Source organism: Chitinophaga sp. 10T418 (assembly GCF_056394125.1).
In genome coordinates this window covers 617154-641548 of sequence record NZ_JBFTHG010000004.1, presented here as the reverse complement: position 1 = coordinate 641548, position 24395 = coordinate 617154, and the positions used below count along the sequence as shown (strand labels likewise).

Genomic DNA, 24395 nt, shown 5'->3' with positions numbered 1-24395 from the left:
ATCAAAATATCCCTTGCAGGTAAGGGACTTGTGGAGGAAAATTATGGGTAAACCTACAGGATTCCTGGAATTTACACGCGAGCTGCCCGGGAAAGCAGACCCCCGGGAAAGGGTTGGCCACTATAATGAATTTGTAGAGCGCTTTCCTGATAACAAATTAAATCAGCAAGCTGCCCGCTGCATGAATTGCGGTGTGCCTTTTTGCCACAGCGGATGCCCGCTGGGTAACGTGATACCGGAATTTAACGATGCCGTATATCGCCAGGATTGGAAAGATGCGTACGATATTCTTACTTCTACCAATAACTTCCCGGAGTTCACCGGACGTATTTGTCCGGCACCCTGCGAAAGCGCTTGCGTACTGGGTATAAACCAGCCCCCGGTGGCCATTGAGGAGATAGAAAAACATATTATTGAAGTTGCTTTCGATAAAGGCTTGGTACAGGCCAAAGCGCCCCGGATGCGTACCGGCAAAAAAATAGCGGTTATTGGCTCCGGTCCTGCAGGTTTAGCAGCGGCAGCACAATTAAACTATGCCGGCCATACTGTTACGGTATTTGAACGTGATGACGCTCCAGGCGGACTTTTACGCTATGGTATTCCAGACTTCAAACTGGAAAAATGGGTAATCGACCGTCGTGTGAAACTGATGGAGGAAGAAGGAGTCGTGTTCCAATGCAATGCCAACGTAGGCGTTAACGTTAGTACCAATGATCTGCTGAGAGAATACAATGCAATTGTACTCGCCGGTGGTTCTACTATTCCGCGCGACCTGCCAATTGCCGGTCGTGAGCTGAAAGGAGTACATTATGCCATGGACTTCCTGAAACAACAGAACAAAAGAGTAGGAGAGAGAGCCGTTGATGGCAGCGATATCTGGGCAACCGGAAAAAATGTAATTGTAATTGGTGGTGGTGATACCGGCTCCGACTGTGTGGGCACCAGCAACCGTCATGGTGCAACCAGCATTACACAACTGGAATTGCTACCGAAACCTCCCGGCGAACGTACGGCATATATGCCATGGCCTACTTACCCGATGGTATTAAAAACATCTTCTTCTCACGAAGAAGGAGCAGACCGTAAATGGGCCATCGCTACCAAATCCTTTATAGGAGATGATAACGGCAACCTGAAGGCGCTCCGACTGGTAGACCTGCAATGGACTGCCAGCGCAGATGGCCGACCAGCGAAATTCACCGAAGTACCGGGATCTGAAAGAGATGTGCCTTGCGAACTCGCCTTACTGGCCATGGGCTTCGTACATCCGCAACATACCGGCTTACTGGATCAGCTGGAAGTAGAAAAAGATGAACGTGGTAACGTAAAAGCTACCGAAAAAGATTACCTGACATCCATCCCTAAAGTGTTCACAGCGGGCGATATGCGCCGCGGACAATCACTGGTGGTATGGGCAATAAGCGAAGGTCGCGAGTGTGCCAGAAAAGTGGACGAATTCCTGATGGGTAGCTCCCAACTGGAAAGTAAGGACCATTCATTACAGGCAATGGCATTATAATTAAACAATTGTATTAATTAAAGTTTTTCTCATAAGCAGGTTTAGATTTTGTTGTAACCTTCAGCCGGGCCGGGTTTTTACCCGGCCTATATTTTTTAAAAAAAAGTTTACTAGCTAAAAACTGTTAGCCCCTTATTATTGTAAAGCCCCTCATTTTCGCTATTTTTCCACCATATTCCTGTACAATGAAGCTTTTATTTATTGCCCTGGCGGCGGCTGTTATCTCCTGTAGTTCAATATTAAAAAGTACCGCGCAATCTAAAATGAATACCTACCAGATGGAGGTAACACATCAATCAGCAGCACCTCATCCGGGAAAACAATTGTTGTTTATTTGCTTTGGCAACATGTCTACCAGGAAAATAGTGCAGGACCTGCAATATGAACTCAACAAACGATTTAAAAAATATAACATCTCCACAAACTTCGAATACCTGGGGACCGAACAACAGGCGTCAACAGAGGCAGTAACAGCTGCAGCAGCCAGACATCCACACGATATTCTACTACTGTTTACTCCGGAATCTGTGGAGGATACAACTACTGCAAAGAGAGGCGTAAAAATTAAACCCTTTAAGCCTATTCCCTGGGAAATGCGTACAAAGATCAAAACCTCTACCCACCAAACCACCTTCCTCGCACTGTTCGGCGACAACGAGCTAACGACTCCCTTCTGGACAGCTGGCATTGAAATATGGGTAGACATGTCCAACCAGGAAGTTTATGAAACACTCTCAAAGGAGCTCCTGTTCCAGTGGAAAGAGATCAAATTAATTGTTAAAGGCTCCTGATTTTACAGACATAAATCCAACATCAGTAGAAACAATGCCCCCATTCAGCTATTTCTACCTACCGTCGCCTCCGAAACCCTATACATTTGTTAATTATGAAACAATTGGGGTGCTTTTGGATTTTGTTACTTCTGTCTCTGTCTGCCGCAGGGCAACAAACGGTGCTGATCACTGATGCGCGGCAGCTGAAAAAGGGCTTATATAAATCATTCGAAGAATTTCAGGCTAACAATCCCTCTGAAGAAGGCGACCTGGTGATTAAAAACCGCAGCTCGGCMGCACAGATCTACCTGCTGGCAAACAGAAACGAATTAGTACTTCGGGATGGCGCTGGCCAGGAACATAAAGTGAAAAATTACTGGGGCTTCTGCGATGGCACCAATATCTACATCAAAGACAATGGCCTCAACAAAATAGAAGAAACCGGCTATTACTGCATTTATACCTTACATGGTATTCAACCTTCCCGCAACTATCTCAATCAGGCGGATATGACCACCAACAGTGTCAGTACACCTGTGGCGCTAAAAAAAGTACTGAACGTTGTTACTGGTCAAATACTGGAATTATCTGCCTACAATCTCAAAAAATACATCCTTCCACAGGACAGTGCCCTGCTCGATGAATTCAGGACAGATAAGGAAAAGAAAGATCAGCTTGAATATTATATATATCGGTTCAATCAAAGGAATAAGCCGGTGTTGCAGTGAGTTAGTTCAAGTCAAATTGAGCATGTTTAAGTTCCGTTAACCAAAGCAATTTTCCTTGCTTCTATTTTTGCGCTTCACAATATTGTGAAATGATTTTAAACATTTCTTTTCATGAAAAAAGAATTGATTGAAGCGCTGTTTGCTCAGTTTGAGCAAGCCCGTTATGACCACAAAGGAATTGAATGCTGGAGCGCCAGAGAATTGCAGGAAATTCTGGGGTACTCACAATGGAGAAATTTTGTAAAAGTAATCGAGAAGGCAAAAATTGCTTGCGAAAACAGTGGCATACTGGTTTCTGACCATTTTGCTGATATCAGCAAAATGGTTGTTGTTGGAAGTGATGCAACAAGAGAAGTGCAGGATATCGCCCTTACCCGCTACGCCTGTTACCTCATTGCCCAAAACGGTGATTCTCAAAAAGCTCCCATTGCCTTTGCTCAAACCTATTTTGCTGTACAGACCCGAAAACAGGAAGTCATTGAAAAAAGACTACTGGACATCGATCGTATCAATGCCAGGGAAAAATTATCCCAGTCAGAAAAAGTATTGTCCGGGATTCTTTATGAAAGAGGTGTTGATGAAAAGGGATTTGCCAGCATCCGTTCAAAAGGAGATCAGGCCTTATTTGGTGGGTTTAATACCCGTGATATGAAGAAAAAGCTACTGGTTCCTGACAACCGGCCACTCGCTGATTTCCTGCCAACACTGACCATCAAGGCCAAAGACCTGGCAACGGAACTCACCAACCACAATGTTGTAGAGAAAAACCTTGAAGGAGAAAGCAGTATTACAGAAGAACACGTGGATAATAACACCGCTGTCAGAAAAATACTGGTAGAAAGAGGAGTAAAGCCAGAAACCCTTCCTCCTGCTGAAGATGTAGATAAAGTAAAAAGAAGAATTGAAAAAGAAGATGAACATGCCTTGAACCAGGCCACACGTAAAGAAGAATAACCAACCACCACCCGTCCGATCCATCACTTTTCGTCAATCTGTGCATTTTCCTACTCACCTCATTGTCAGCCTTCTGCCAAAAAATAGTATGTCCGTTACCGTATTTGATGTATTCTTGCAATAACTATTTACTCCCGGTACCGCTCAGGTATGGATTTTGTTGTTCCCCGAAGGCAAGCGCCCCGGTTAAACTATCCTGCCGGTAAAGTAAACCATAAACGTGCTTTTGCGTTTATATTCAATAATTGACTATTGTAATACATCATAGTGACAGAACCAGCAGAAACCGGAGAAAAACACGGCCGCCCCTGGTGGCGATGGCTTATATGGATAATTGTTGCGGTGCTCCTTTTGCCCGTAATGATTGTTTTATTATTGCAACTCAACGGCGTCCAGAATTATTTAAGAGAACAGGGAGAAGTATACCTGCGCAAGAAACTACATACTAAAGTGCAGATCGGCTATCTCCGCGCAAGGGGATGGCAGTACCTGGAACTCCGCAATGTATATGTAGGTGATACTTCCAATCAGGCCCTTTTTTATACCGGCTCACTGAAAGTGCATTATAACCTGCTATCCCTTATCAATAATGAACTGAGAATAGACAAACTGGAATGGGATACCGTACTGATAAATGTGTACCGGCATCAGGGCGATTCCGCCTTTAACTACCAGTTTGCGGCAGATGCCTTCGTTAGTCCAAAAACAGCCCCTGATACTATTGCTCCGGAAACAGGTACCACCATGCAGTTCCGGTTAAAAGACATTTCGCTCCGCAAAGTGAAACTTAGTTATGCAGATGCCCCCGGTGGCATGAATGCCATATTAACCTGGGATAGCCTGCACGTAGATCCGGATGATTTATTGATTGACGATGGAATCTATGCATTCAGAGGTATTACCCTGGATGGCCTGAAAGGCTTCTTCCGTCAGAGTTATATAGCCCCGGCGGTAACGTCTGCGGCGCCACCGCCGCCGCCTGCAGATACCAACAGCTCATCATTGCACCTGCTGCTGAAAAAGCTACAGATCAACAATAGTAGTTTCGTATATTCCGATGATGGCAGCGGTATTTCCACCGCCTGGAAGATTGGTGCATTGCTGCTTCGCAACAGCAGTATGGATCAGGACTCCACCCGTATACAAGTCGGCGATCTGACCATCAGCAGCACCAGCGGATTTGTAATGATGGTACCTGGCAAAGACTCCATTCCTTCCGCACCTAAAGACACTACACCAAATACCTGGCAGGTTTTCGCCACACAGGTGAACCTGGATAAACTGGCCCTTAAATATGATAACGGCGGACCCGCTCCTAAAGCCGCGGGCCCTGATCCGGATTATAATCACCTGATGCTGACCCACTTCTCCAGTAAAATCAATAATATCCGGTATAAACCCGACAGCATCATTGTTGCCATAAAATCACTCACGGCACAGGAAAAATCCGGTTTTGCCATCCGCAAAGCCAACATGGATGTGTTGTTTACGCCACATACCCTGGCATTACGCAACTTCCTGCTGCAAACGGATAAAAGCATTTTCCGCAAACAGATTCTCATAACGGTGCCTTCCTGGGCAGGCATCTCCGATAAACTGGATCAGCTGGGCCTGGACGCTAACCTCGACTCGGTGCACATAGCATTGGGAGAATGGCTGCCGTTTGTACCGGATGCACGCAAAAACAAATCGTTAGCACCTCTTTGGAAAAAAGAACTAACGCTGGCGGCTATATTAAAAGGAACACTGGGTGAATTGAACATCAAACAACTTTACATCAATGACCATGAAGGGAACCTGGTTAAAGCCGATAATAGTCAGGTATTTCATGCCGCCAATCCGGACCTCCTCAGCGCTAATCTGCCGAACCTCTATATCCAGTCTGGTAACAAGCCGCTGCGTTCCTGGCTACCAGCCGGAACCCTGCCCGACACTCCACGCATACCAGAGCATATGCTCATTACCGGTATGTTCAAAGGAGGGATGAAAGACCTGGTTACACAGCTGCAGCTGAAGAGCGATTACGCTAACGCCAACATCAATGCACACCTGGTAAATATAACAGACAGCATTCGCAGCAGCTATACGGTGAGTATCCCTTATTTCCGCGCTAACCCCGGCATCATGTTGTATGATACTACCTATGGATGGATGTCCGGAAAAGTGAGCGCTACCGGCCAGGGCTATACGATTAAACAAATGGCAGCCAAAGCCGCTATTCAATTAAACGAAGCTACCTATAACGCCTATACATATCACAACGTAAGCGTAAATGCCGGTATTAATAGTGGCGACTTTGAAGCACAAGGGGAAAGTGCCGACAGCAGTATTACCGCTACTTTTGACATCAGCGGCCGCTTGGTAGACACCACGGTGCAAGGACTAAAAGTGAACATGGATCTGACCAAAGCGGACCTCTATGCCACGCACTGGTACACAGAACCACTAACCATACAAGGCAATCTGATTGCTGATTTCAACAGCATTGAACCACAACGCATCGAAGGAAACGCTTTTTTAACCAACTGGCAAATTGCTACCAACGGACAGGTATTCCCGCTGGACAGCATTGCACTGCTCGCGAAATACGATGATCAGCAATACATTACCCTAAAAAGCCCGTTTGGCCTAATCAATGCATACGGACATATCGATTACAGAAAAGTAGGTGGCGCTTTTACCGGCGTTATCAACAAACCATTACTCCCTCCTGACTCCACTAACATCATTAAAGTTCCCGCAGGTCAGTTACTATCATGGAATGCTTCCCTGGTATGGCCTAAAAGCTTACAGGCCATGTTACCTGCGCTACGTATGGAAGTGCCGCTGGTAATGGATGGTCGCTTAAACAGCGACAGCAGTCTGTTGATACTGCACGCCAATCTGCCAAAGATCAATTATGATTCTTTACAGGTAGATAGTCTGCAAGTGTATGCAAAAATATTGGACACTTCTCTCCAAACAAATATATCACTGGCACGTATGGCGCATCCTACGTTTCCGCTATATCATACCTTTTTCACTGCTACTGCCAATACCGGCGTAGTAGATTTTAACCTGCAGGTAGATGATGTAAAAAGACAACCCAAATATAAATTGGGCGGCATTTTCACATTCCTGAAAGACAACGCCATGCAACTATCCCTGAAACCAGGACTACTGCTTAACAAACAGGAATGGACCGTTGCAGACAATAATATTTTACGCATAAAAAACGGAGCTCCTGATACCGCCAATATCAAGCTGTCTCAGGGCAACCAATCCATACAAATCGCCACATTACGTGATACCAGCGCGGTACCAGCATTACAGGCCAATATTGCTAACTTCCAGCTCTCTACCATCACAGGGCTGCTGGCCACGGATACACTCCTGGCGAATGGCACACTGAATGCAGAAGCTACTGTACGCAACTGGGACAAATCTCCCCTGATCCATGCTAACCTGAAAGTAGACAGCCTAACGGTGAAGAATACACGCATGGGAACACTGGATGCCAATGTGGAAAACAATGGCCCTGGCCAGTATAAACTAATAGCTGGACTAACGGGTAACGACAACGATATTAAAGTAGAAGGCACCTACGATAGCACCATCAATGCGCAATTGAATATCAATAAGCTGAGCATGGCTTCACTGGAGCCATTTACTATGGGGAGTGTAACCAAAATGACTGGCAGCGCCAATGGCCAGTTTGACATTTCCGGTACAGCGTCTGCTCCCAAAGTAACCGGTGCACTACATTTCGACAATGCTACCGGAATGGTGACAATGATCGGTAGTAAGTTCCACTTACCGGATGAAGATATTGTAATAGATGAGAAAGGCATACTGCTGAATAATCTCGTCATTGCCGACAGTGCCAACAACGAGCTCGTTGTAGATGGTCGTATCAATACAAAAGATTTTACCCGCTATAATTTCAATCTGAATGTTACTGCCGACAACTTTATKGCACTAGGCCGTCAACAAAATCCTGATCAATGGATCTATGGTCCTGCATATATAGATAGCAAAGTAAGAATCCGTGGCTCTTTGGATCTGCCAAGGATTGACGCCACCGTTAAGCTTCGCGATAAATCCAGTGTAACCATGACGTTGCCACAGGACGAACCAGGACTGGCCAACAGGGAAGGAGTAGTTGAGTTTGTGGATATGTCTAACCCGATAGATTCTGCACTGCTGGCTAAACAAGATAGTTTAAAGTATAAGACCACCCGCCTGAAAGGAATGTTCCTCTCTGGCAACCTGGAAATTACACCAGAATCTATCATCAAAATTATTATCGATTCACAAAATGGTGACTATGTGCAGGCAAAAGGTACGGCTAATATCAACGCCACATTGGACCCCAGCAGTAAACTAAGTCTTACCGGCCGTTATGAAATTTCTGAAGGTAAATATGAAATGTCGTTGAACCAACTCATCAAACGGTCCTTCGATATTCAGAAAGGAAGTTTTATTTCGTTCAACGGTGATGCCACCAATGCCGACCTCGATATCACGGCCAAATACACCGTAAATGCACCGGCTTACGACCTGGTAGCTGGTCAACTCCAGGACATCAGTACCCAGCAGCGTAATATGTACAAACAACGGATGCCATTTGAAGTGTATCTCATGATCAAAGGCAGCCTGTTAAAACCCGATATCAGTTTCCGGCTTGACTTGCCGGAGAAAGACAGGAATACACTAAGCGGTACTCCTTACAACAAGCTGAAACAAATTAATCAGAATCCATCAGAGCTGAATAAACAGGTAATGGGCTTACTTGTACTGAATACATTTATCCCGGAAGATCCTATGAGTACACTGGATGGTGGAAATGGTGGTGGCGTAGGACAGGCTGCGAAAAACAGCGTGAGTAAAATCCTTTCACAACAATTGAATAATCTGGCAGGTAACCTGATAAAAGGAATAGATCTCAATTTCGATCTGCAAAACCAGGAGGATTACTCAACCGGTACTGCACAGGAAACAACCAGTCTGAAAGTGGGTGCTTCCAAACAGTTATTCAATGATCGTTTAACCGTTTCCGTTGGATCAAATATTATGCTGCAGGGTAACCAGCAAAATGCCAGCTCCCTGATAGGTGATATCTCCGTTGAATACAAACTTACCCGTGATGGACGTTATCGGATCCGGGTTTACCAAAACAACGATAACAATACGGTTATTGACGGACAAGTAGTGGAAACAGGTGTGGCATTCGCACTCATCATGGATTATGATGAGTTCCGGGAAATTCTGCAACGTTCCAGAACAACATCGCAGAAACAAAAAGTCCGCGATAAGAAAAAAAATAAAAAAGACGATAAAAATACGACGACTCCTGATGCGAAAAGCAAATAGTCATATCACCTTCTTCTGTATACTGTTTTGCCTGGGATACCTGGTGCTCAGTTCCTGTAGTACTACACGCACAGTGCCGGAAGGAGATCGCTTATATACCGGCAGTGAAGTAAAGTGGTTAGCAGATACTGTTACAAAGAAAAAGCCTCGCGACTACAGCTCCCTTATGGATGGAATGAATAAACGCATCCGTCCTAACAGGAACAGGAAATTCCTGGGCATGCCTATTAAATTGTGGCTTTATAATTTAGGAAACGAACCCAAAGGAAAAGGACTCAATTATATATTACGTAGAAAATGGGGGGAACCTCCTGTGCTACTCAGTCAGGCTAAACCTGATTATACCTCTAAAATTCTGGAAGAATACCTGGTGGATAATGGTTATTTCCAGGCAGGTGTTGTATCTGCCGTTAAAAACTCCGGCAAGAAAAAAGCGTCCATTAAGTATACTGCTACTCCAAACCACCGGTATACTATTAAAAGCGTTACCTATATAACAGATACAAGTGCCATTGGAAGAACAGTAAAAGAAACGAAGCCGGAAAGTTCGTTGATAGTGGGTGCCCCATATTCGCTCGATTCCATTAAGGCTGAACGGGAACGCATACACTCCATGTTAAAGGAACAGGGTTTCTATTATTTTACACCGGATTATTTGTTGGTGCAAGTAGATAGCACCAATGGCGGACAAGTGGATCTTTTTGTAAAAATAAAAGATAATACCCCTTTGCTGGCACTGCGTCCATACCGGATGCATGATATTTCCTTATTCCCGGATTATTCATTGGACAATGATTCCACTTCCACATTAGGCACGCCGGTAAAATATAAAAGTATTTACATCATTGACTCTGCTAAACGTTTCAAATCCTCCGCTTTTGATCGTTCTGTATTTTTACGGCCGGATAGTTTATATCGCCTCAGCTCACATAATATTACGCTACAACGATTGATTAATCTGGGTGTGTTCAAATTTGTAAAAGGACAGTTTTCACCGGTAAGAGATACTTCTATTCATAATATCATTGGTGGTGACCCAAATCTACCCGGTGGTAGAAGAGATTCTTCCGCAAGAAATGCAGGCAGGCGAGACACATCTGGCGGGCGGTTCAAACGCGATCCGACTTACACCCGTGACACTTCGCTGGCAAGCAATTACCGCGCTATGGTGAATAACCGTATCTCTCTCGACAGCGGATGGCTTGATGCTAAATTTTATTTGACGCCCTATAAACGCCGTTCCCTGCAAGCAGAACTTCGGGGCACCTCCAAGTCCAATGGATTCATTGGATCGGAAATCCAACTGACAGCCAAAAACCGTAACTGGCTGCATTCTGCCGCTTTACTGGAAATTGGTTTACGCGGGGGAATGGAATGGCAAACAGGTAATAAAAGTTCCGGTGGATCCAATTCATATGGGCTGGGAGCAGAAGTAGCTGTTACCTTTCCAAGATTCATTACGCCATTTCGTGGATTAAATATTCGTACCCCTTATGTACCCAAAACACGTATAAGCGCGACATATGAATTATACAGCAGAGCAGACATGTATAACCTTAACGCATATACGCTCCAGCTGCAATATCTCTGGCAACGTACGCAATTCCTGAGTCATGCTTTTTCACCAATTGCTATAACTTATGTACTGCCAACTAAAACCACAGCTGCTTACGACAGCATATTGAAGAATGATCCAGGCCAGCGCAACGCCATTGAAAAACAATTTATACTGAGTGGCAACTATAACATCACTTACAATAATCAACAGCCCAACCGTGTCCATAGTTTTTATGTAAGCGGTAATGTTGACATATCCGGTAACATTGCGGGACTGCTGATACCAAAGAACGACACAGGCCAGAGAACGATATTGGGTAACTCCTTTGCACAATACGAAAGATTTACAGTGGAGGGTCGGCACTACTGGAATATTGGTAAAGGCAAACAGTGGATCAACCGGCTGTTACTGGGATATGGTTTACCATACGGAAACTCCGCAACGCTGCCTTTTGTAAAACAATTCTTTACAGGAGGCAGCAGCAGTATCAGGGCTTTCAGGGCACGTACACTGGGCCCCGGATCTTATCATAACAAAGCGGTAGATACGTCCGCACTCCTGGCCAATGAAGCCGGCGATATCAAACTGGAGTTCAACTCCGAAGTACGTATACACCTGGCCAGTGTATTTAACTTTGCTGCATTTGTTGATGCCGGTAATATCTGGTTGCAAAAAGATGTCCCGGATAAACCTGGCAGTAAATTTGAATTTAGTTCTTTCTATAAACAAATAGCGGTAGGCGGTGGTATAGGTTTACGTATAGATGCGTCTATTGTGGTAGTACGGCTGGATCTGGCCATGCCTTTCCGTATTCCATATCTGCCAGAAAATGAGCGCTGGGTACTGAATAAAATTGATTTCGGTGATCCGGAATGGCGCAAAAAGAATCTGATTCTCAATATCGCAATTGGATATCCGTTCTAAAGAATTACKAATTAAAAATTACGAATTACGAATAAGAGAGGTTATGTATGTCTTCTTCCCACAAATCCGTAATTCGTAATTTTTAATCCCGTTCTACAGCACATCTTTCAGGTGCTTATAATTTGATTTTACCGCATCAAATACATCCTCATATCTTCCTCCTAAAATCAATTTCCCCATCCAGAGCGCAAACCCTTTCATCTGCGCAAACTCCACTTTCGGCGGCATCGCCAGTGATTCCGGATTAGTAAATACATCCACCAATACAGGTCCGGCAGTTTTGTTGGCTTGTGCCAATACTGCTTCCACATCTTCCGGCTTGTGAATGGTAAATGCGGTAAAGCCCATCGCTACTGCTACCGCGGCAAAATCAGGATTTACCATATTTGTTTGCCAGTCAGGTAATCCGGCAACTTCCATTTCGAGTTTTACCATACCCAACGCACGGTTATTAAATACAATCACTTTTACAGGAAGATTATATTGCTTAATGGTCATCAGATCACCCAGTAACATGGTCAAACCACCATCTCCGCATAATGCAAATATTTCCCGGCCTGGCTGTGCCAAAGCTGCGCCGATAGCCTGCGGCATAGCATTGGCCATAGAGCCGTGATTGAACGAACCCAGCAACGTCCGCTCTCCTGTTCCCTCCAGGTAGCGCGCTGTCCATACATTCGTCATACCGGTATCCACTGTAAATATGGCATCATCGGCGGCAATCTTATTCAGCGTGGCGGCTACAAACTCAGGGCTGATAGCATCTTCCTTTCCGTTATCATCCACATAAGTCTGCATTTTCTTTCTCACCTCCCGGTAGAATTCTACCATGGAATCCAGGAAGTTCCGGTCGGTATTTTCCTTCAGCATGGGCAACAGCGCTTTCAGGGTGTCGCTTACATCACCGCAAAGCCCCATCTCTAATGCAATTCTGCGGCCCAGCCTTTCCGGCTGAATATCTATCTGCACAATTTTAGCTTTCTCTGGTAGGAAAGGAGTATAAGGAAAATCGGTACCCAGTAGCAACAGTACATCCGCTTCATGCATGCTTTTATAAGCCGATGCAAGGCCCAACAGGCCGGTCATGCCTACTTCATTGGGATTATTATACTGTATGCCCATTTTAGCACGAAATGAATAGGCAACAGGCGCTTTTAGCAGCTGAGAGAGGGCTACGACCTCATCATGGGCAGGAACAGCTCCCAGCCCGCAATAAATCGCTATTTTTTGAGCTGTGCCCAATAACTCAGCCAACTCTTTTAGTTCCTGTGGGGAAGGGCAAATAACCGGACGCGGATGATACAACCTGGTAGCGGTAGGAATATCCCTGGCATCAGCTGCGGCCACATCTCCCGGTAAACCAAATACGGCCACCCCATGTTTATGCACCGCATGCTGTAAGGCAGCCTGCATCATCCGGGGCGCCTGTTCCGCCGTAGTGGCCAACTGGTTATAACAACTGCAGTCGTCAAATAATTTGATGGTGTTCGTCTCCTGGAAATAATCACTACCGAATTCATTGGTCGCACAGGTAGATGCAATGGCCAGCACAGAAGCACCTGAACGGTGTGCATCATACAAACCATTGATCAGGTGTACATGCCCTGGGCCGCTGCTACCGGCACAGCAGGCGAGCCCGTTTAACTGCGCTTCGGCACCGGCTGCGTAGGCCCCCACCTCTTCATGTCTTACATGTATCCATTGGATCCTCCCATCACGGCGCACCGCATCGTTTATATGATTTAAACTATCGCCGGTAACCGCGTAAATGCGCTTAATGCCGGCAGATGCCAGCATCTCCACTAATTGATCCGCTACAAGTTTTGCCATAATATTTGTATTACTGATGTATGAATAATAAAAACAGTTGCTTTCCCACATTGTTCATCCTCCTTACTTTCAATAAGCAGGCCGTGACAAATAAAAATTAATCTCCATAATGGTACTACTACCGTTAATTTTGCGTTAGAAACAACAACCTATATGACTATTGTAGAACCCGCCCTGCCCAAAGACTCCCTGCTGTACAAGCAAATGGCTACTATTCACTATCAGGATTGCTTTGCTTCCAACATTCCTACAGCTCACCCCGTAAACATTACGCAAACAACAATTGCTTTTTCTATCGGAGCACCCAACTGGATCAAAAAACTAGAGGAAATAAGAGACCTGATAGTAAGCCCCTTTGGTCTTAAAACCGGTAAAGGGTCAACTCACAAAGGCCCAAGAACATTTAACCGTGGCGACCAATTAGGCATCTTTAAAATCATGGACATGAATGAAAAAGAAGTAATTCTGGGAGAAAATGACAAGCACCTTGATTTCCGCGTTTCCCTTTATCTGCAGCAACAACCGGCAGACCAACAACTACTCTGTACAACTGCTGTGCATTTCAACAACCGCCTGGGGAAGATTTATTTCTTCTTTGTAAAGCCTTTCCACCGGCTCATTGTTCCGGCAATGATAAAAAGCACCATTCATCAATTACGCACAGCCGGCAGCTAAAAGGCACAGAAAATTKACTATTTTTATAGCATCGTCTAAATCGCTACCAATGAAACCTATCCCTGCGCCCTTACAACGCAATACTGTATTGCTGCTCGTTATCCTGATAACAGCAGTAACCACTTCCTGTAGCCGGAAACTTACCGAAACAGGAAAGGCCTCCTATTACGCAGACTCATTCGATKGCAAACGAACCGCCAGTGGCGAAACATTCCATCAGCGACAACTCACTGCAGCACATAAAACTTTACCTTTTGGTACACGCGTAACCGTTATTAACATCGCTAATGGTAAAAGCGTCAAAGTGCGCATTAATGACCGTGGTCCCTTTGTACCCGGACGTGTCATAGACCTCTCACACAAAGCCGCTTCCAAACTGGGAATGCTGAATACCGGCGTTGCCAATGTAGAAGTGAAATACAAAAAGCCGAAAAAGAAAAAATAGAACAGGAGTGAGGTGACTCACTCCTGTAACGTTTATTTACCCCAATTGATGTACACCACCACGCCTGGCACTATTTCCCCTTTGATCATGTCTTCCCTCCGCAATTTCTTCGATCATCTTTTTGCAAAACGCGGGCAAATCCTTCGGCGTACGACTGGTCACAAGACCGTTATCAGTCACCACTTCCTCATCTACCCACAATGCACCTGCATTCTCCAGGTCTGTTTTCAATGATTTGAAAGAAGTCATTTTGCGACCATCCAATTCTCCGGTTTCAATTAACGTCCATGGGCCATGACAAATGGCTGCAATAGGTTTGCTGTCATCAAAAAATCCGATCACAAAAGCAATCACGCGATCATTGGTGCGCAGGTGATCCGGATTCATCACACCTCCTGGCAATACCAACGCATCATAGTCTTGCGCAATCACATCTTTTATATTCTTATCCACCAGATAGTCTTTTCCCCAGTCGGTTTCAGCCCATGCACGCACGTTTTTTTCTTCTGGTGATATAATGTCCACAGTGGCGCCTGCTTCTTTTAATGCTTCCAATGGCTTGGTAAGTTCCACTTCCTCAAACCCATTTGCTACTACAATAGCTACTTTTTTTCCTTTTAATTGATTTTCCATAAGATGCTATTTTATATAGTGTTATAATATTTAGCCTTCGGCAGAAGATACTCTTCATACCATCGCCTTCAACCTCAAAAACAATTCCCGTTGCAAATGGTGATGCCGGCAGAGCATTGTAAAAGATCAGTGCGTTTGCGGGGCTGTATAATTTCTTACTCATACCGTAGCATATGCCTCCAATCTGCTTTCTCATTCGTTTGTAATTTTTTTCTGAGAAAATTGCATTTGGAAACAGATGCTACTTTATTTGTTGATATACAATTACAGAACAATGAACAAGAAAACACTCCTTTCTGCATTGCTGGCTATTTGCCTGGCTGCTGATCATGCCTTTGCACAGGCTCCCGCCATAGAACTTCCCGGCTTTGCCGCCTATGCCGATCCGGTAGAAGAAAATGTAGACATCAGTCATAACCAAGGCGTCATACACTGGACCGGTAACAGTAACACCGTTAATTTTTATTTTCATGCCGCTACTACCGGTCCGCTTAAAGTAGCATTGCTGGCAAAAGCAGATGCAGCCAGCAAAGTAAGTGTGTCAGTAAATGGAAATGAAAAAATAATAAGCATTCCTAACAATAATGACTTTGTAAATATTCCTGTTCTGCAAACGAATATTAAAAAGCCTGGTTTCTATTGCGTTTCTTTAAAAGGCATAGAAAAAACAGGATCCGTGTATGCAGATGTGAAGGCCGTTTCCTTAACGGGTACCGCAACAAAAGATATACAATTTAACGCCAAACCCTGGCGTCGCGCGGCTTCTGTACATTTAAACTACCCTGTTCCGGAAGGTAAAAATGTAGAGTGGTTTTATGGAGAAATCAAAGTGCCGGAAGGAGAAGACAAACTCGGTACTTATTTCATGTCATGCGGTTTTCATCGTGGGTACTTTGGTATGCAGGTAAATTCTCCTACAGAAAGAAGAGTGATTTTTTCTGTTTGGGATGCAGGTGGAGAACCACAGGAACGCAGCAAAGTAAAGTACGAAGATCAGGTAGTAATGCTGGCAAAAGGAGATAGTGTAGATGCCAGCGGATTTGGCGGAGAAGGTACCGGTGGGCATAGTCATTGGGTGTACAACTGGAAAGCTGGTGATACCTATCGCTTCCTGATGCACAGCGTTCCCTCTGGCAATACCACTACCTATACTGCTTATTTTTATGTTCCTGAGCATAAAGAGTGGAAGCTGATAGCCAGCTTCAGAGCGCCTAAAGATGGTAAATACATGGGGCACCTTTACTCTTTCCTGGAAAATTTCTCTTTTGAAAACGGACATCTTGGCCGCAAAGGATATTTCGGTAATCACTGGATAAAAACCAATACCGGTGAATGGATAGAACTGACAAAAGCAAAATTCTCCAATGATGCCACCGCTAAAGCAAAAGATCGTCTTGATTATGGTGGCGGTGCAGAAAACGGATGGTTCTATTTATGGAACAGCGGATTTAAACCTGCAAATGCGCAATATGGTGATCTGTTTGAAAGGCCAGCAACCAGAACACCACCAGTGATAGAGCTTCCGAAGTTTTAAAACAGCTTCTCTTTCCATAAAACAACCAGGCAACTGGAAAAAGGAGGATGTATCGGATAAATGATACATCCTCCTTTTTTATCTTTCTAAAACTATATTAACCACCTATTTGTCAACGATATAAGGAGATAAGTGCTCACTTAAACTAATCTATATACCCCATAGGACAGATATTACGCATTTATTTTCTTATACGCACGACAATTTTCTGGTGAAATGGGCATTTTAGATGTCTTTTGAGAAAGGGCATAATTCTTTCTGTTAACCGGCTACTAAGCAATTTTTACTTTAAATTCGGTTTTAAATCCTGATAACATCAGTTGCATATGGCATTGAAAAATAAACTGCCTATTCCCGGCGTAGTACAAGTCCTGAATCCATTCAAAGTGAAGAAGCAACGTATCATGAATTTTAATCCGGCAGAAGGAGTGGCACTCCGTAAACCGGCTGATAATAGTAAAATCACTGTTTTTGACTATAACACAAGTCTTTGTTCTGAGCTTGTACTAGATAAGGTAGAAGATACTTTCAAATATATGGAGTCTTCGCAACTGAGCTGGATTAATATTGATGGCATCAGAAAAGAGGAAATCCACGCTGTCTGTGAGCAATTTCTGATACATCCACTGATAGAAGAAGATATACTCAGCATAGGCCAGCGAGCAAAAATGGATGAAATCAACGATCGCATGTTCTGTTTGCTTCCAATGATTTACTTTAATAGTGAAACATCCTCCGTAGATATGGAGCAGGTAAGCATTGTACTGGGCAAAAATTTCGTGATTTCGTTCCAGGAAGATCCTACCAGGGACGTATTTGATCCGGTACGAACTAAACTTTTGTTGAAAGGCTCCAGGATACGCAACGGGGGAGCAGATTACCTATGTTATTCCCTGCTGGATGTTATTGTGGATAACTACTTTATTGTAATGGATAAGCTGGGAGAAAGGATAGAAATGATGGAAGACCTGGTACAACATCAGCCCAATACCCGCACACTGGCTCGTATCAACTACCTAAGACGGCAGGTGTTTTTATTCAAGCGGGCCATTTCGCCGGTGAGAGAGTTAATAAATGGCTTTCTGAAAAGTGAAAGTGATCTGCTGGAAGATAAAGTGACTAAGTATTATAAAGACGTGTACGATCACATTATTCAATGTAATGACCTGGCAGATAACTATCGGGATACAGTATTGAACTTACAGGAAATGTACCATACACAGCTGAACCTGAAAATGAATGAAATAATGAAAGTGCTGGCGGTGGTAACCACTTTGATGGCCCCGCCAACACTTTTAGCCGGAATTTACGGCATGAACTTTCATTATATGCCTGAGCTGGAAACCAGGCACGGGTACTATTATACTTTAGGGGGAATGGGGATATTATTATTATTGATGATCTTCTTCTTCAGAAAAAGAGGCTGGTTTTAGCCTTTCTTTTTGTAAACAGGTACTGTAGAGCAGGGTTCACCATACATAATACTCTTTACCACCGGACGAAGCAGACGGGTAATTTCTGCGTAGGCAATTTCTCCCACACGTTTATCCCCACACCCTTTTATTACTACTCTTTTGTCTGTAAAGGATGCTACATCAATTTTAGCCAGGTTTTGCAGATAACGTGTTTTGTGAATAAACTCAGCATCTCCAAAGGCAACATACTCCGCGATGGGTTCCAGGTTAGTCATCACCAGCATATATGCCCATAAGGGGATCACTGCATCTACACTACAGATTAAACCCACATTTTTTCCACGGAATTGTTCCCAATCGAGCGACTGCAGGGACACGCGAAAATCTTTTTCTTTCAGAATGAGCCCCATAAAGAGGTAATCTTTCATATCAAAGATCACAGTCTCTCCCTGTGGATAATAATCCTCCAGATCTATGGTTTCCAATCCACTCAGCGCTACTTTATTTATGATTTCGTCCATTTTGTCCTTATTTAAGGATACAAATTTACGAATATCGGTGCAGGAATGTGAATAAGTGGTATGAGAGGTGGGGAAAGGGTCCAAAACGAAGAAGGGAAGCATTGCTGCTTCCCTTCTTCTTATGTCAGTAAAAAATGTAGCGGTCTAGAAAAATTTACCACGGGTATCTTTCACATCAGATTTCTTTTTCAGCACTTCAAACAGTTGTTGATCCAGCATTGATTTAACACCTTGTTCGTATGCAGCCTGCTGGGCGGTTACGTCCTGGGCAGGTTGAGCAGATGGCTGGAAGCTATCTACTTTAATTACATATACACCTGCATTTCCTTCAATAGGAGCAGATACACTAGCGGTACCCCATTTCTTATTGAAAGCAGCACCTGCAACGCGTGGTTCAAAGCCCAGGGAAGCGATAAACGGAGTAGCAAAATTTACACCTTCCGCTTTCAGCACTGGTTGGTTAGTAGTTTTAGCTGCTGCATCCAGACTGGCCGGAGTTTGCAGTTTAGCAATGATCTGTTCTGCTTTCTTATGTTTTTTAACTTCAGATTCTACCTGAGGTCTAACATCTTCCAGCGGAGCAGTACCTTCTTTACGAACGCTTGTTAAAACCGCGACTACATATTTATCATCGAAAGTGAATACGTTACTCACATCGCCTTTCTTAGCTTCGTAAGCCCAACGTACCAGTTCGCGCGATTGTCCAATACCAGGGATTACAAAATCCATAGGGCGAACATTGTCAGCAATTCTTTTATTCAACTTGCTTTCCTGTACTGCTTTCTCAAAGTTGGCAGCAGAACKGCTCTTACCTGCGAAATCGCTGGCAGCGCTGTAAGCCATGTTATTGGTTTCTTTACTTGCTTCTACAGATTTACCGAGATAAGCCACTTTAATGGCAGGACCAATGTTTTTCTGATCCATAATCTCAATTACATGGTAACCAAACTGGGTTTTCACCACTTTAACCTGGCCTTTAGCACCATCAAAAGCAAATGTTTTGAATTCAGGAACAAACTGGGAAGAAGGAGTTAAATCGTATTCACCGCCAGTTTGTTTGCTGCCTGGGTCATCACTGTATTGATTAACCAATGCTTTAAAGTCAGCACCACCTCTTACTGCTACTTCAATGCTATCAGCACGTTTCTTAGCAATAGAATCTGGCAAACCACCCTGAGCAGAAGATCCAATCAGGATGTGGCGAACTTTCACACTATCCGGCATATTTCTACGATCAACCATTTTCGCGTATACGATCAGGTTATTATCATAATATGGCCCGAAGATCGCGCCAACAGGCAAATTCACGATAGAATCTTTTTGAGGAACTTTTGCTTCGTTCTTGGAAATATATCCATCATAAAATTTAATATCAGAATTGCGGTTAATAAAACCGGCAACGTCTTTAGTAGTGTCCAGCTCTTGTTTCATCGCAACAATCTGTTGAATGGCAGCAGTAGAATCTATAGCAGAAGGGATAGCATCAAATGACACATATTCTACTTTACGGGATTCTTCTACTTTAAACAGCTGTTTGTGATCCTGGATAAAACGATCCAGTTCAGCATCTGTTACTTTAATAGTGGAGTCAGAAATGGTAGCATAAGGAACGCTTACATAGGATATAGCAGCAGATTGACTGTTATCTTCCTGTTGTTGTTTTGCCAACCATTTAGGGTAGTATACACCTTGTTTAACAAGGGTTACATATTTCTGTTGTTCCTGGTATTTGGAAATATAGCTTTCCAGCTGATGCAGCCCTTCACGGATCTGAGGATTGGTGCCTGCCTGCGCAATAGCTTGTTGTAAAGCGGCGCGGTCAAACTGACCATCGCGTGTAAATTGCTGTACAACTACCGGATTAGGGTTTTTACCCCGGATCTGGTCTACCACTTCTGCTTCAGTTACCACAATACCCAATTTTTTGTATTGAGCCTGCATAATTTGTTCATTCAGAAATTGGTTCCAAACCTGTTCACGGATATATTGACGTGTTTGATCGTCAATATTAGGCATTTGCTGACGGGCGCCATTTTCTGCGTCCTGAATGCGGCGTTGATAGTCTGCTAAGTCCAGATCTTCACCATTTACTTTACCCACGCTTGTACTGCGACGGGTGAGAGAACTTTTGCCAAAAAAGGCATCCTGCAACAGGAAACTAACAATAGCCAGGCAAATCACTACAACGATCATGACGGCGTACTTGTCCCTGATTTTCTKAATTACTGACATATATTATATAGTCTACATTTTTAAGGATAGCAAAAATAGAATAAAATAACTGTAACTGCAAAAGAGTATTTTTTGCCATGAAACTCAATACAGCAAAGGGTTTCAAGATGGTATAACACTTTTGTGGACTATATATCATTCACAGGTTTTCCACATGGACGCTTTATTAACAACTTATCTTTTTTCAAGGGTTTAATGTTTTTAAACGTTGACTGTAGCTGCTACTTCCACAAAAAAGAACCGATAATAACATGAAAGGGTTATTCACAAATGTTAAAAAGGCGGTTTTTATAATCCACATAAAAATGTGAATAAAACAGGGCTAATTTAGACGTGTATGCATTTTGACCGTTTTTCATTCGCAACCAATTCTTTTCCACAATTGATGTGTAAAAACCCCTGTAAAACGTAAAATAACGTGGGAAAAGGTACCCTTGCTCACAGGTAAAACTAATTTTGTTATTGTGGTTAAATTTACCCTTAAAAAATGAAGATGTGAATTGTGGATAGCAAACGCCATCTTTTAACATTTTCCTAATACCCTGTTGAAGAAAAAGATTTTCACCAACAAGGATATCCACCTATGTGGATGAAAGTAAGAAAAATCAGCAATAGCGCGGAAAGAGCATGTTAATTTCATGTGGAAAGCGTAGTAAAAAGGAATAACAACTACATTTGTACACGAGCCGGAAATTAAATTTCCACATATTCACAGCCCTAATAGTAGTGGGCTTTTTCTTTTAAATATTTAAAGAAGTATATAGCTATGATTATGGAAATCGCTGAAGCGAAAAAAAATTTGCAACACAACGGATTTTTGGATATATCAGTCGATCCCTCCCTGGATTTGTTTGAAGCGATAGAAAATCTGAAAAAGAAAAAAAACGCTATCGTACTAGCTCACTATTACCAGGAACCAGATATCCAGGATATTGCGGATTACATCGGAGATAGTTTGGGCCTTAGTCAGCAGGCTGCCAAAACGGATGCAGATGTGATTGTTTTTGCCGGAGTACATTTTATGGCGGAAACGGCAAAAATTCTGAGTCCGCAGAAGAAAGTACTCTTACCGGACCTGAAAGCAGGGTGTTCACTCGCCGATAGTGCGCCTCCAGAGCTGTTTAAGAAGTTCCGGGACCGTTATCCGGACCATATCGTAATTTCTTACATCAACTGCTCTGCGGGTATCAAAGCACTCAGCGATATCATTTGCACGAGCTCCAATGCCGAGAAAATCATCGAAAGCGTTCCTCACAATCAGCCGATCATCTTTGCACCTGACAGGAATTTAGGGGCCTATCTGATCAAAAAAACGGGTAGAGACATGGTTCTTTGGAACGGAGCATGCATGGTACACGAGATTTTTTCCCTGGAGAAGATCACAAAATTGAAGATTCGTCATCCGAAAGCGAAGGTGATAGCGCATCCGGAATGCGAACCAGCTGTATTGGCCATCGCCGATTACATTGGGTCTACAACGGGATTACTAAAATTCAGCCATCGGGACGATGCACAGGAATACATCGTAGTTACAGAAACCGGAATACTTCATCAGATGCAGAAGGATAATCCTGGTAAAACTTTTATTCCAGCTCCACCCAATAATGCTTGCGCTTGTAATGACTGCCCACACATGAAATTGAACACGCTGGAAAAATTGTACCTGTGCATGGAATACGAACAACCGGAAATTACAATGGAAGATAGTCTTAGAATAGCCGCAAAAAAGCCAATTGAACGCATGTTAGAAATAAGTGCACAAGCAGGACTTTAATATAACTATTTGATTTTCAAATAAATTCGAATACTATTTAATAGTAATAATAAATAATAATTATGCGCAAGGCCTTGAGAATTTAATATTCTCAAGGCCTTCGTATTTACATACGAATCGATTAATTCTCAGCGTGTTACGAGGCCATTGAGAATTGTATATTTCGGCCGCGTCTGTATCAATTCCTTTAAAATCAATATCTAGAAACTTTAGGGACTTGCGTTTTATGTTAAAAACGAATTGAAAATAATTTTTAGCGCGCTGAGAATTAAAAAAAAATTTCTTTCATTGGGTAAGTGAGGGAATTTCTTGAATATCAAAATCTCAGAGCGCTGATAGTCCTGTGAGGTTTTGATATTTTTTTTTTTGATGAGCAGATGTGAAGAATTTTATTCCAGGAGCTTGTGAGGGAATATTTTTTTTAGCTGCTGAGATTTCCATATTTTTTGTTTCCCTTGGGTTATGCCGATAGTGAGTAGTATGGCGGATTCTCAGCCCATTTAATTTTTCCACTTGTTTTAATTTTTCGGCAATTAAGCTTCATTTCCAGTTTGTGCGCAGTTGGCTATATACTTCTTCACCAGGTTATTTTGCGTTAAATAATGGATTCGCATAGTAGCAGCAATTGATTTAAAAAAGTGCTATGAGAATCCAATATTTTGTCAAATCATTGGGGTACCCCGTGATTTTATATCCCATTCAATTCTCAAAGCGCTTGTAGTGTGCTGAGAATGGAATGGGCATTGGGGTATGCCGTAATGCATAAAATCCATAAGATTCTCAGCGTATTACCAAGGCGCTGAGAATCTTATGGATTTTATTTTTTGAGACTAATCGAAAAAAGATAAGTCTGTTTAAAGCTCATGGCCTTACAAGTCTGCTGAGAATCGAATATTTATAATTGGTTTTGTAGCCATTGTCAAATAGAAAATTATGACGGAATCTCAGCACACTAGGAGTGCGCTGAGATTCCTCTTTTTAAAGACTTTTTACACTAATCTCTGATGACGATTATTGGTTGAAATCTCAGCGGGTAGGGAGTGTGCTGAGATTTTAATATTCTGTATCGGTTTAATACTTATACTGATAAGGGGGTTTTGGGTCGAATCTCAGCGCAAAAGGAATTTGCTGAGGTCTAAATATTTTGAATTATTTCAGGGGTTGGCAAGGTGAAGGATTTTAATGGGAACCTCAGACGGTGGAGAGTGCGCTGAGGTTTTGATATTTTGGTGGAGACAAATGACTTGTCCGAGAAAGGGGGGGCGAATCGATTCTCAAGCCACCGTTAAACGGCTGAGATTTGCTTATTTGGAATTTTGGTGGATGTGCCGAAGGCATAAATAAATAGAAAATTCTCAGGATATAATATGAGCGCCAAGGCCTGATATTTTTTGGCAGACTGGGGAATGTTTTGGGGATTTAGTCTTGTAGAGCCTACAGAAAAATTAAAAATTATGCTGGTTTGGGTTTGAGGTGATAGAAAGCGAAGTAGTATGTGGATAAAATAATGGGAAATTAGAGAAAATGA

15 protein-coding genes are annotated in these 24395 nt (G+C 43.2%); 11 read left to right on the top strand and 4 right to left on the bottom strand.

Going from position 1 to position 24395, the window contains the following annotated elements:
• The first annotated feature begins 43 nt into the window (after positions 1–43).
• The 6 genes from AC1DCV_RS14850 (at position 44) to tamL (ending at position 11808) form a co-directional block, all read left to right on the top strand.
• Complete coding sequence (locus tag AC1DCV_RS14850) at positions 44–1519, top strand: glutamate synthase subunit beta (protein WP_477023862.1); 1476 nt, start codon at positions 44–46, stop codon at positions 1517–1519.
• A gap of 185 nt (positions 1520–1704) precedes the next feature.
• Positions 1705–2310, top strand: a complete 606-nt coding sequence (locus tag AC1DCV_RS14845) for a hypothetical protein (protein WP_477023861.1) — start codon at positions 1705–1707, stop codon at positions 2308–2310.
• A gap of 95 nt (positions 2311–2405) precedes the next feature.
• Positions 2406–3020 (top strand): hypothetical protein, encoded by a 615-nt coding sequence (locus tag AC1DCV_RS14840; RefSeq protein ID WP_477023860.1) that lies wholly within the window; start codon positions 2406–2408, stop codon positions 3018–3020.
• Between the two features lie 111 nt (positions 3021–3131).
• A complete protein-coding gene (dinD, locus tag AC1DCV_RS14835) occupies positions 3132–3974 on the top strand; it encodes a DNA damage-inducible protein D (RefSeq protein WP_477023859.1) in 843 nt (280 codons plus the stop codon).
• Between the two features lie 267 nt (positions 3975–4241).
• Complete coding sequence (locus AC1DCV_RS14830) at positions 4242–9326, top strand: translocation/assembly module TamB domain-containing protein (protein ID WP_477023858.1); 5085 nt, start codon at positions 4242–4244, stop codon at positions 9324–9326.
• The gene (gene tamL, locus AC1DCV_RS14825; RefSeq protein WP_477023857.1) at positions 9310–11808 is read left to right on the top strand and encodes a translocation and assembly module lipoprotein TamL; all 2499 of its coding nucleotides are present in this window, start codon (positions 9310–9312) and stop codon (positions 11806–11808) included. The genes AC1DCV_RS14830 and tamL overlap by 17 nt, the downstream gene beginning before the upstream one ends.
• Positions 11809–11901: 93 nt before the next feature.
• Here tamL and AC1DCV_RS14820 read toward each other — a convergent pair whose 3' ends face one another.
• Entirely contained in the window at positions 11902–13638 is a 1737-nt protein-coding gene (locus tag AC1DCV_RS14820) for a thiamine pyrophosphate-dependent enzyme (protein ID WP_477023856.1), read from the bottom strand.
• Positions 13639–13791: 153 nt separating this feature from the next.
• On the opposite strand from AC1DCV_RS14820, the gene AC1DCV_RS14815 reads away from it, so the two are divergent.
• Both AC1DCV_RS14815 and AC1DCV_RS14810 read left to right on the top strand, forming a co-directional pair.
• Positions 13792–14313, top strand: coding sequence for a DUF2867 domain-containing protein (locus AC1DCV_RS14815; RefSeq protein WP_477023855.1), 522 nt, complete (start codon positions 13792–13794; stop codon positions 14311–14313).
• Positions 14314–14362: 49 nt separating this feature from the next.
• Positions 14363–14758 carry a septal ring lytic transglycosylase RlpA family protein gene (locus tag AC1DCV_RS14810; protein ID WP_477023854.1) on the top strand — a complete coding sequence of 132 codons (396 nt, stop codon included), beginning with the start codon at positions 14363–14365 and terminating at the stop codon, positions 14756–14758.
• A 36-nt stretch (positions 14759–14794) separates the two neighbouring features.
• Here the strand turns inward: AC1DCV_RS14810 and AC1DCV_RS14805 are convergent, their stop codons facing one another.
• Positions 14795–15391: a type 1 glutamine amidotransferase domain-containing protein gene (locus AC1DCV_RS14805; RefSeq protein WP_477023853.1), complete on the bottom strand. Its 597-nt coding sequence runs from the start codon at positions 15389–15391 to the stop codon at positions 14795–14797.
• Positions 15392–15665: 274 nt separating this feature from the next.
• On the opposite strand from AC1DCV_RS14805, the gene AC1DCV_RS14800 reads away from it, so the two are divergent.
• Entirely contained in the window at positions 15666–16925 is a 1260-nt protein-coding gene (locus tag AC1DCV_RS14800) for a DUF3472 domain-containing protein (RefSeq protein ID WP_477023852.1), read from the top strand.
• A gap of 326 nt (positions 16926–17251) precedes the next feature.
• Positions 17252–18358, top strand: a complete 1107-nt coding sequence (gene corA / locus AC1DCV_RS14795; RefSeq protein WP_477023851.1) for a magnesium/cobalt transporter CorA — start codon at positions 17252–17254, stop codon at positions 18356–18358.
• Here the strand turns inward: corA and AC1DCV_RS14790 are convergent.
• Both AC1DCV_RS14790 and AC1DCV_RS14785 read right to left on the bottom strand, forming a co-directional pair.
• Complete coding sequence (locus AC1DCV_RS14790) at positions 18355–18861, bottom strand: DUF2480 family protein (protein WP_477023850.1); 507 nt, start codon at positions 18859–18861, stop codon at positions 18355–18357. The two genes, corA and AC1DCV_RS14790, sit on opposite strands and share 4 nt — an antisense overlap.
• Positions 18862–19005: 144 nt before the next feature.
• Entirely contained in the window at positions 19006–21093 is a 2088-nt protein-coding gene (locus AC1DCV_RS14785) for a peptidylprolyl isomerase (protein ID WP_477023849.1), read from the bottom strand.
• Between the two features lie 817 nt (positions 21094–21910).
• Between AC1DCV_RS14785 and nadA the strand changes: the two genes are divergently transcribed.
• Positions 21911–22867, top strand: coding sequence for a quinolinate synthase NadA (gene nadA / locus AC1DCV_RS14780; protein WP_477023848.1), 957 nt, complete (start codon positions 21911–21913; stop codon positions 22865–22867).
• Positions 22868–24395: the final 1528 nt, after the last annotated feature.

Coding starts and splice junctions, on each gene's coding strand:
- AC1DCV_RS14850 (WP_477023862.1), top strand. CDS start 44: ATGGGTAAACCTACAGGATTCCTGGAATTTACACGCGAGCTGCCCGGG.
- AC1DCV_RS14845 (WP_477023861.1), top strand. CDS start 1,705: ATGAAGCTTTTATTTATTGCCCTGGCGGCGGCTGTTATCTCCTGTAGT.
- dinD (WP_477023859.1), top strand. CDS start 3,132: ATGAAAAAAGAATTGATTGAAGCGCTGTTTGCTCAGTTTGAGCAAGCC.
- tamL (WP_477023857.1), top strand. CDS start 9,310: ATGCGAAAAGCAAATAGTCATATCACCTTCTTCTGTATACTGTTTTGC.
- AC1DCV_RS14820 (WP_477023856.1), bottom strand. CDS start 13,638: ATGGCAAAACTTGTAGCGGATCAATTAGTGGAGATGCTGGCATCTGCC.
- AC1DCV_RS14815 (WP_477023855.1), top strand. CDS start 13,792: ATGACTATTGTAGAACCCGCCCTGCCCAAAGACTCCCTGCTGTACAAG.
- AC1DCV_RS14805 (WP_477023853.1), bottom strand. CDS start 15,391: ATGGAAAATCAATTAAAAGGAAAAAAAGTAGCTATTGTAGTAGCAAAT.
- AC1DCV_RS14800 (WP_477023852.1), top strand. CDS start 15,666: ATGAACAAGAAAACACTCCTTTCTGCATTGCTGGCTATTTGCCTGGCT.
- corA (WP_477023851.1), top strand. CDS start 17,252: ATGGCATTGAAAAATAAACTGCCTATTCCCGGCGTAGTACAAGTCCTG.
- AC1DCV_RS14790 (WP_477023850.1), bottom strand. CDS start 18,861: ATGGACGAAATCATAAATAAAGTAGCGCTGAGTGGATTGGAAACCATA.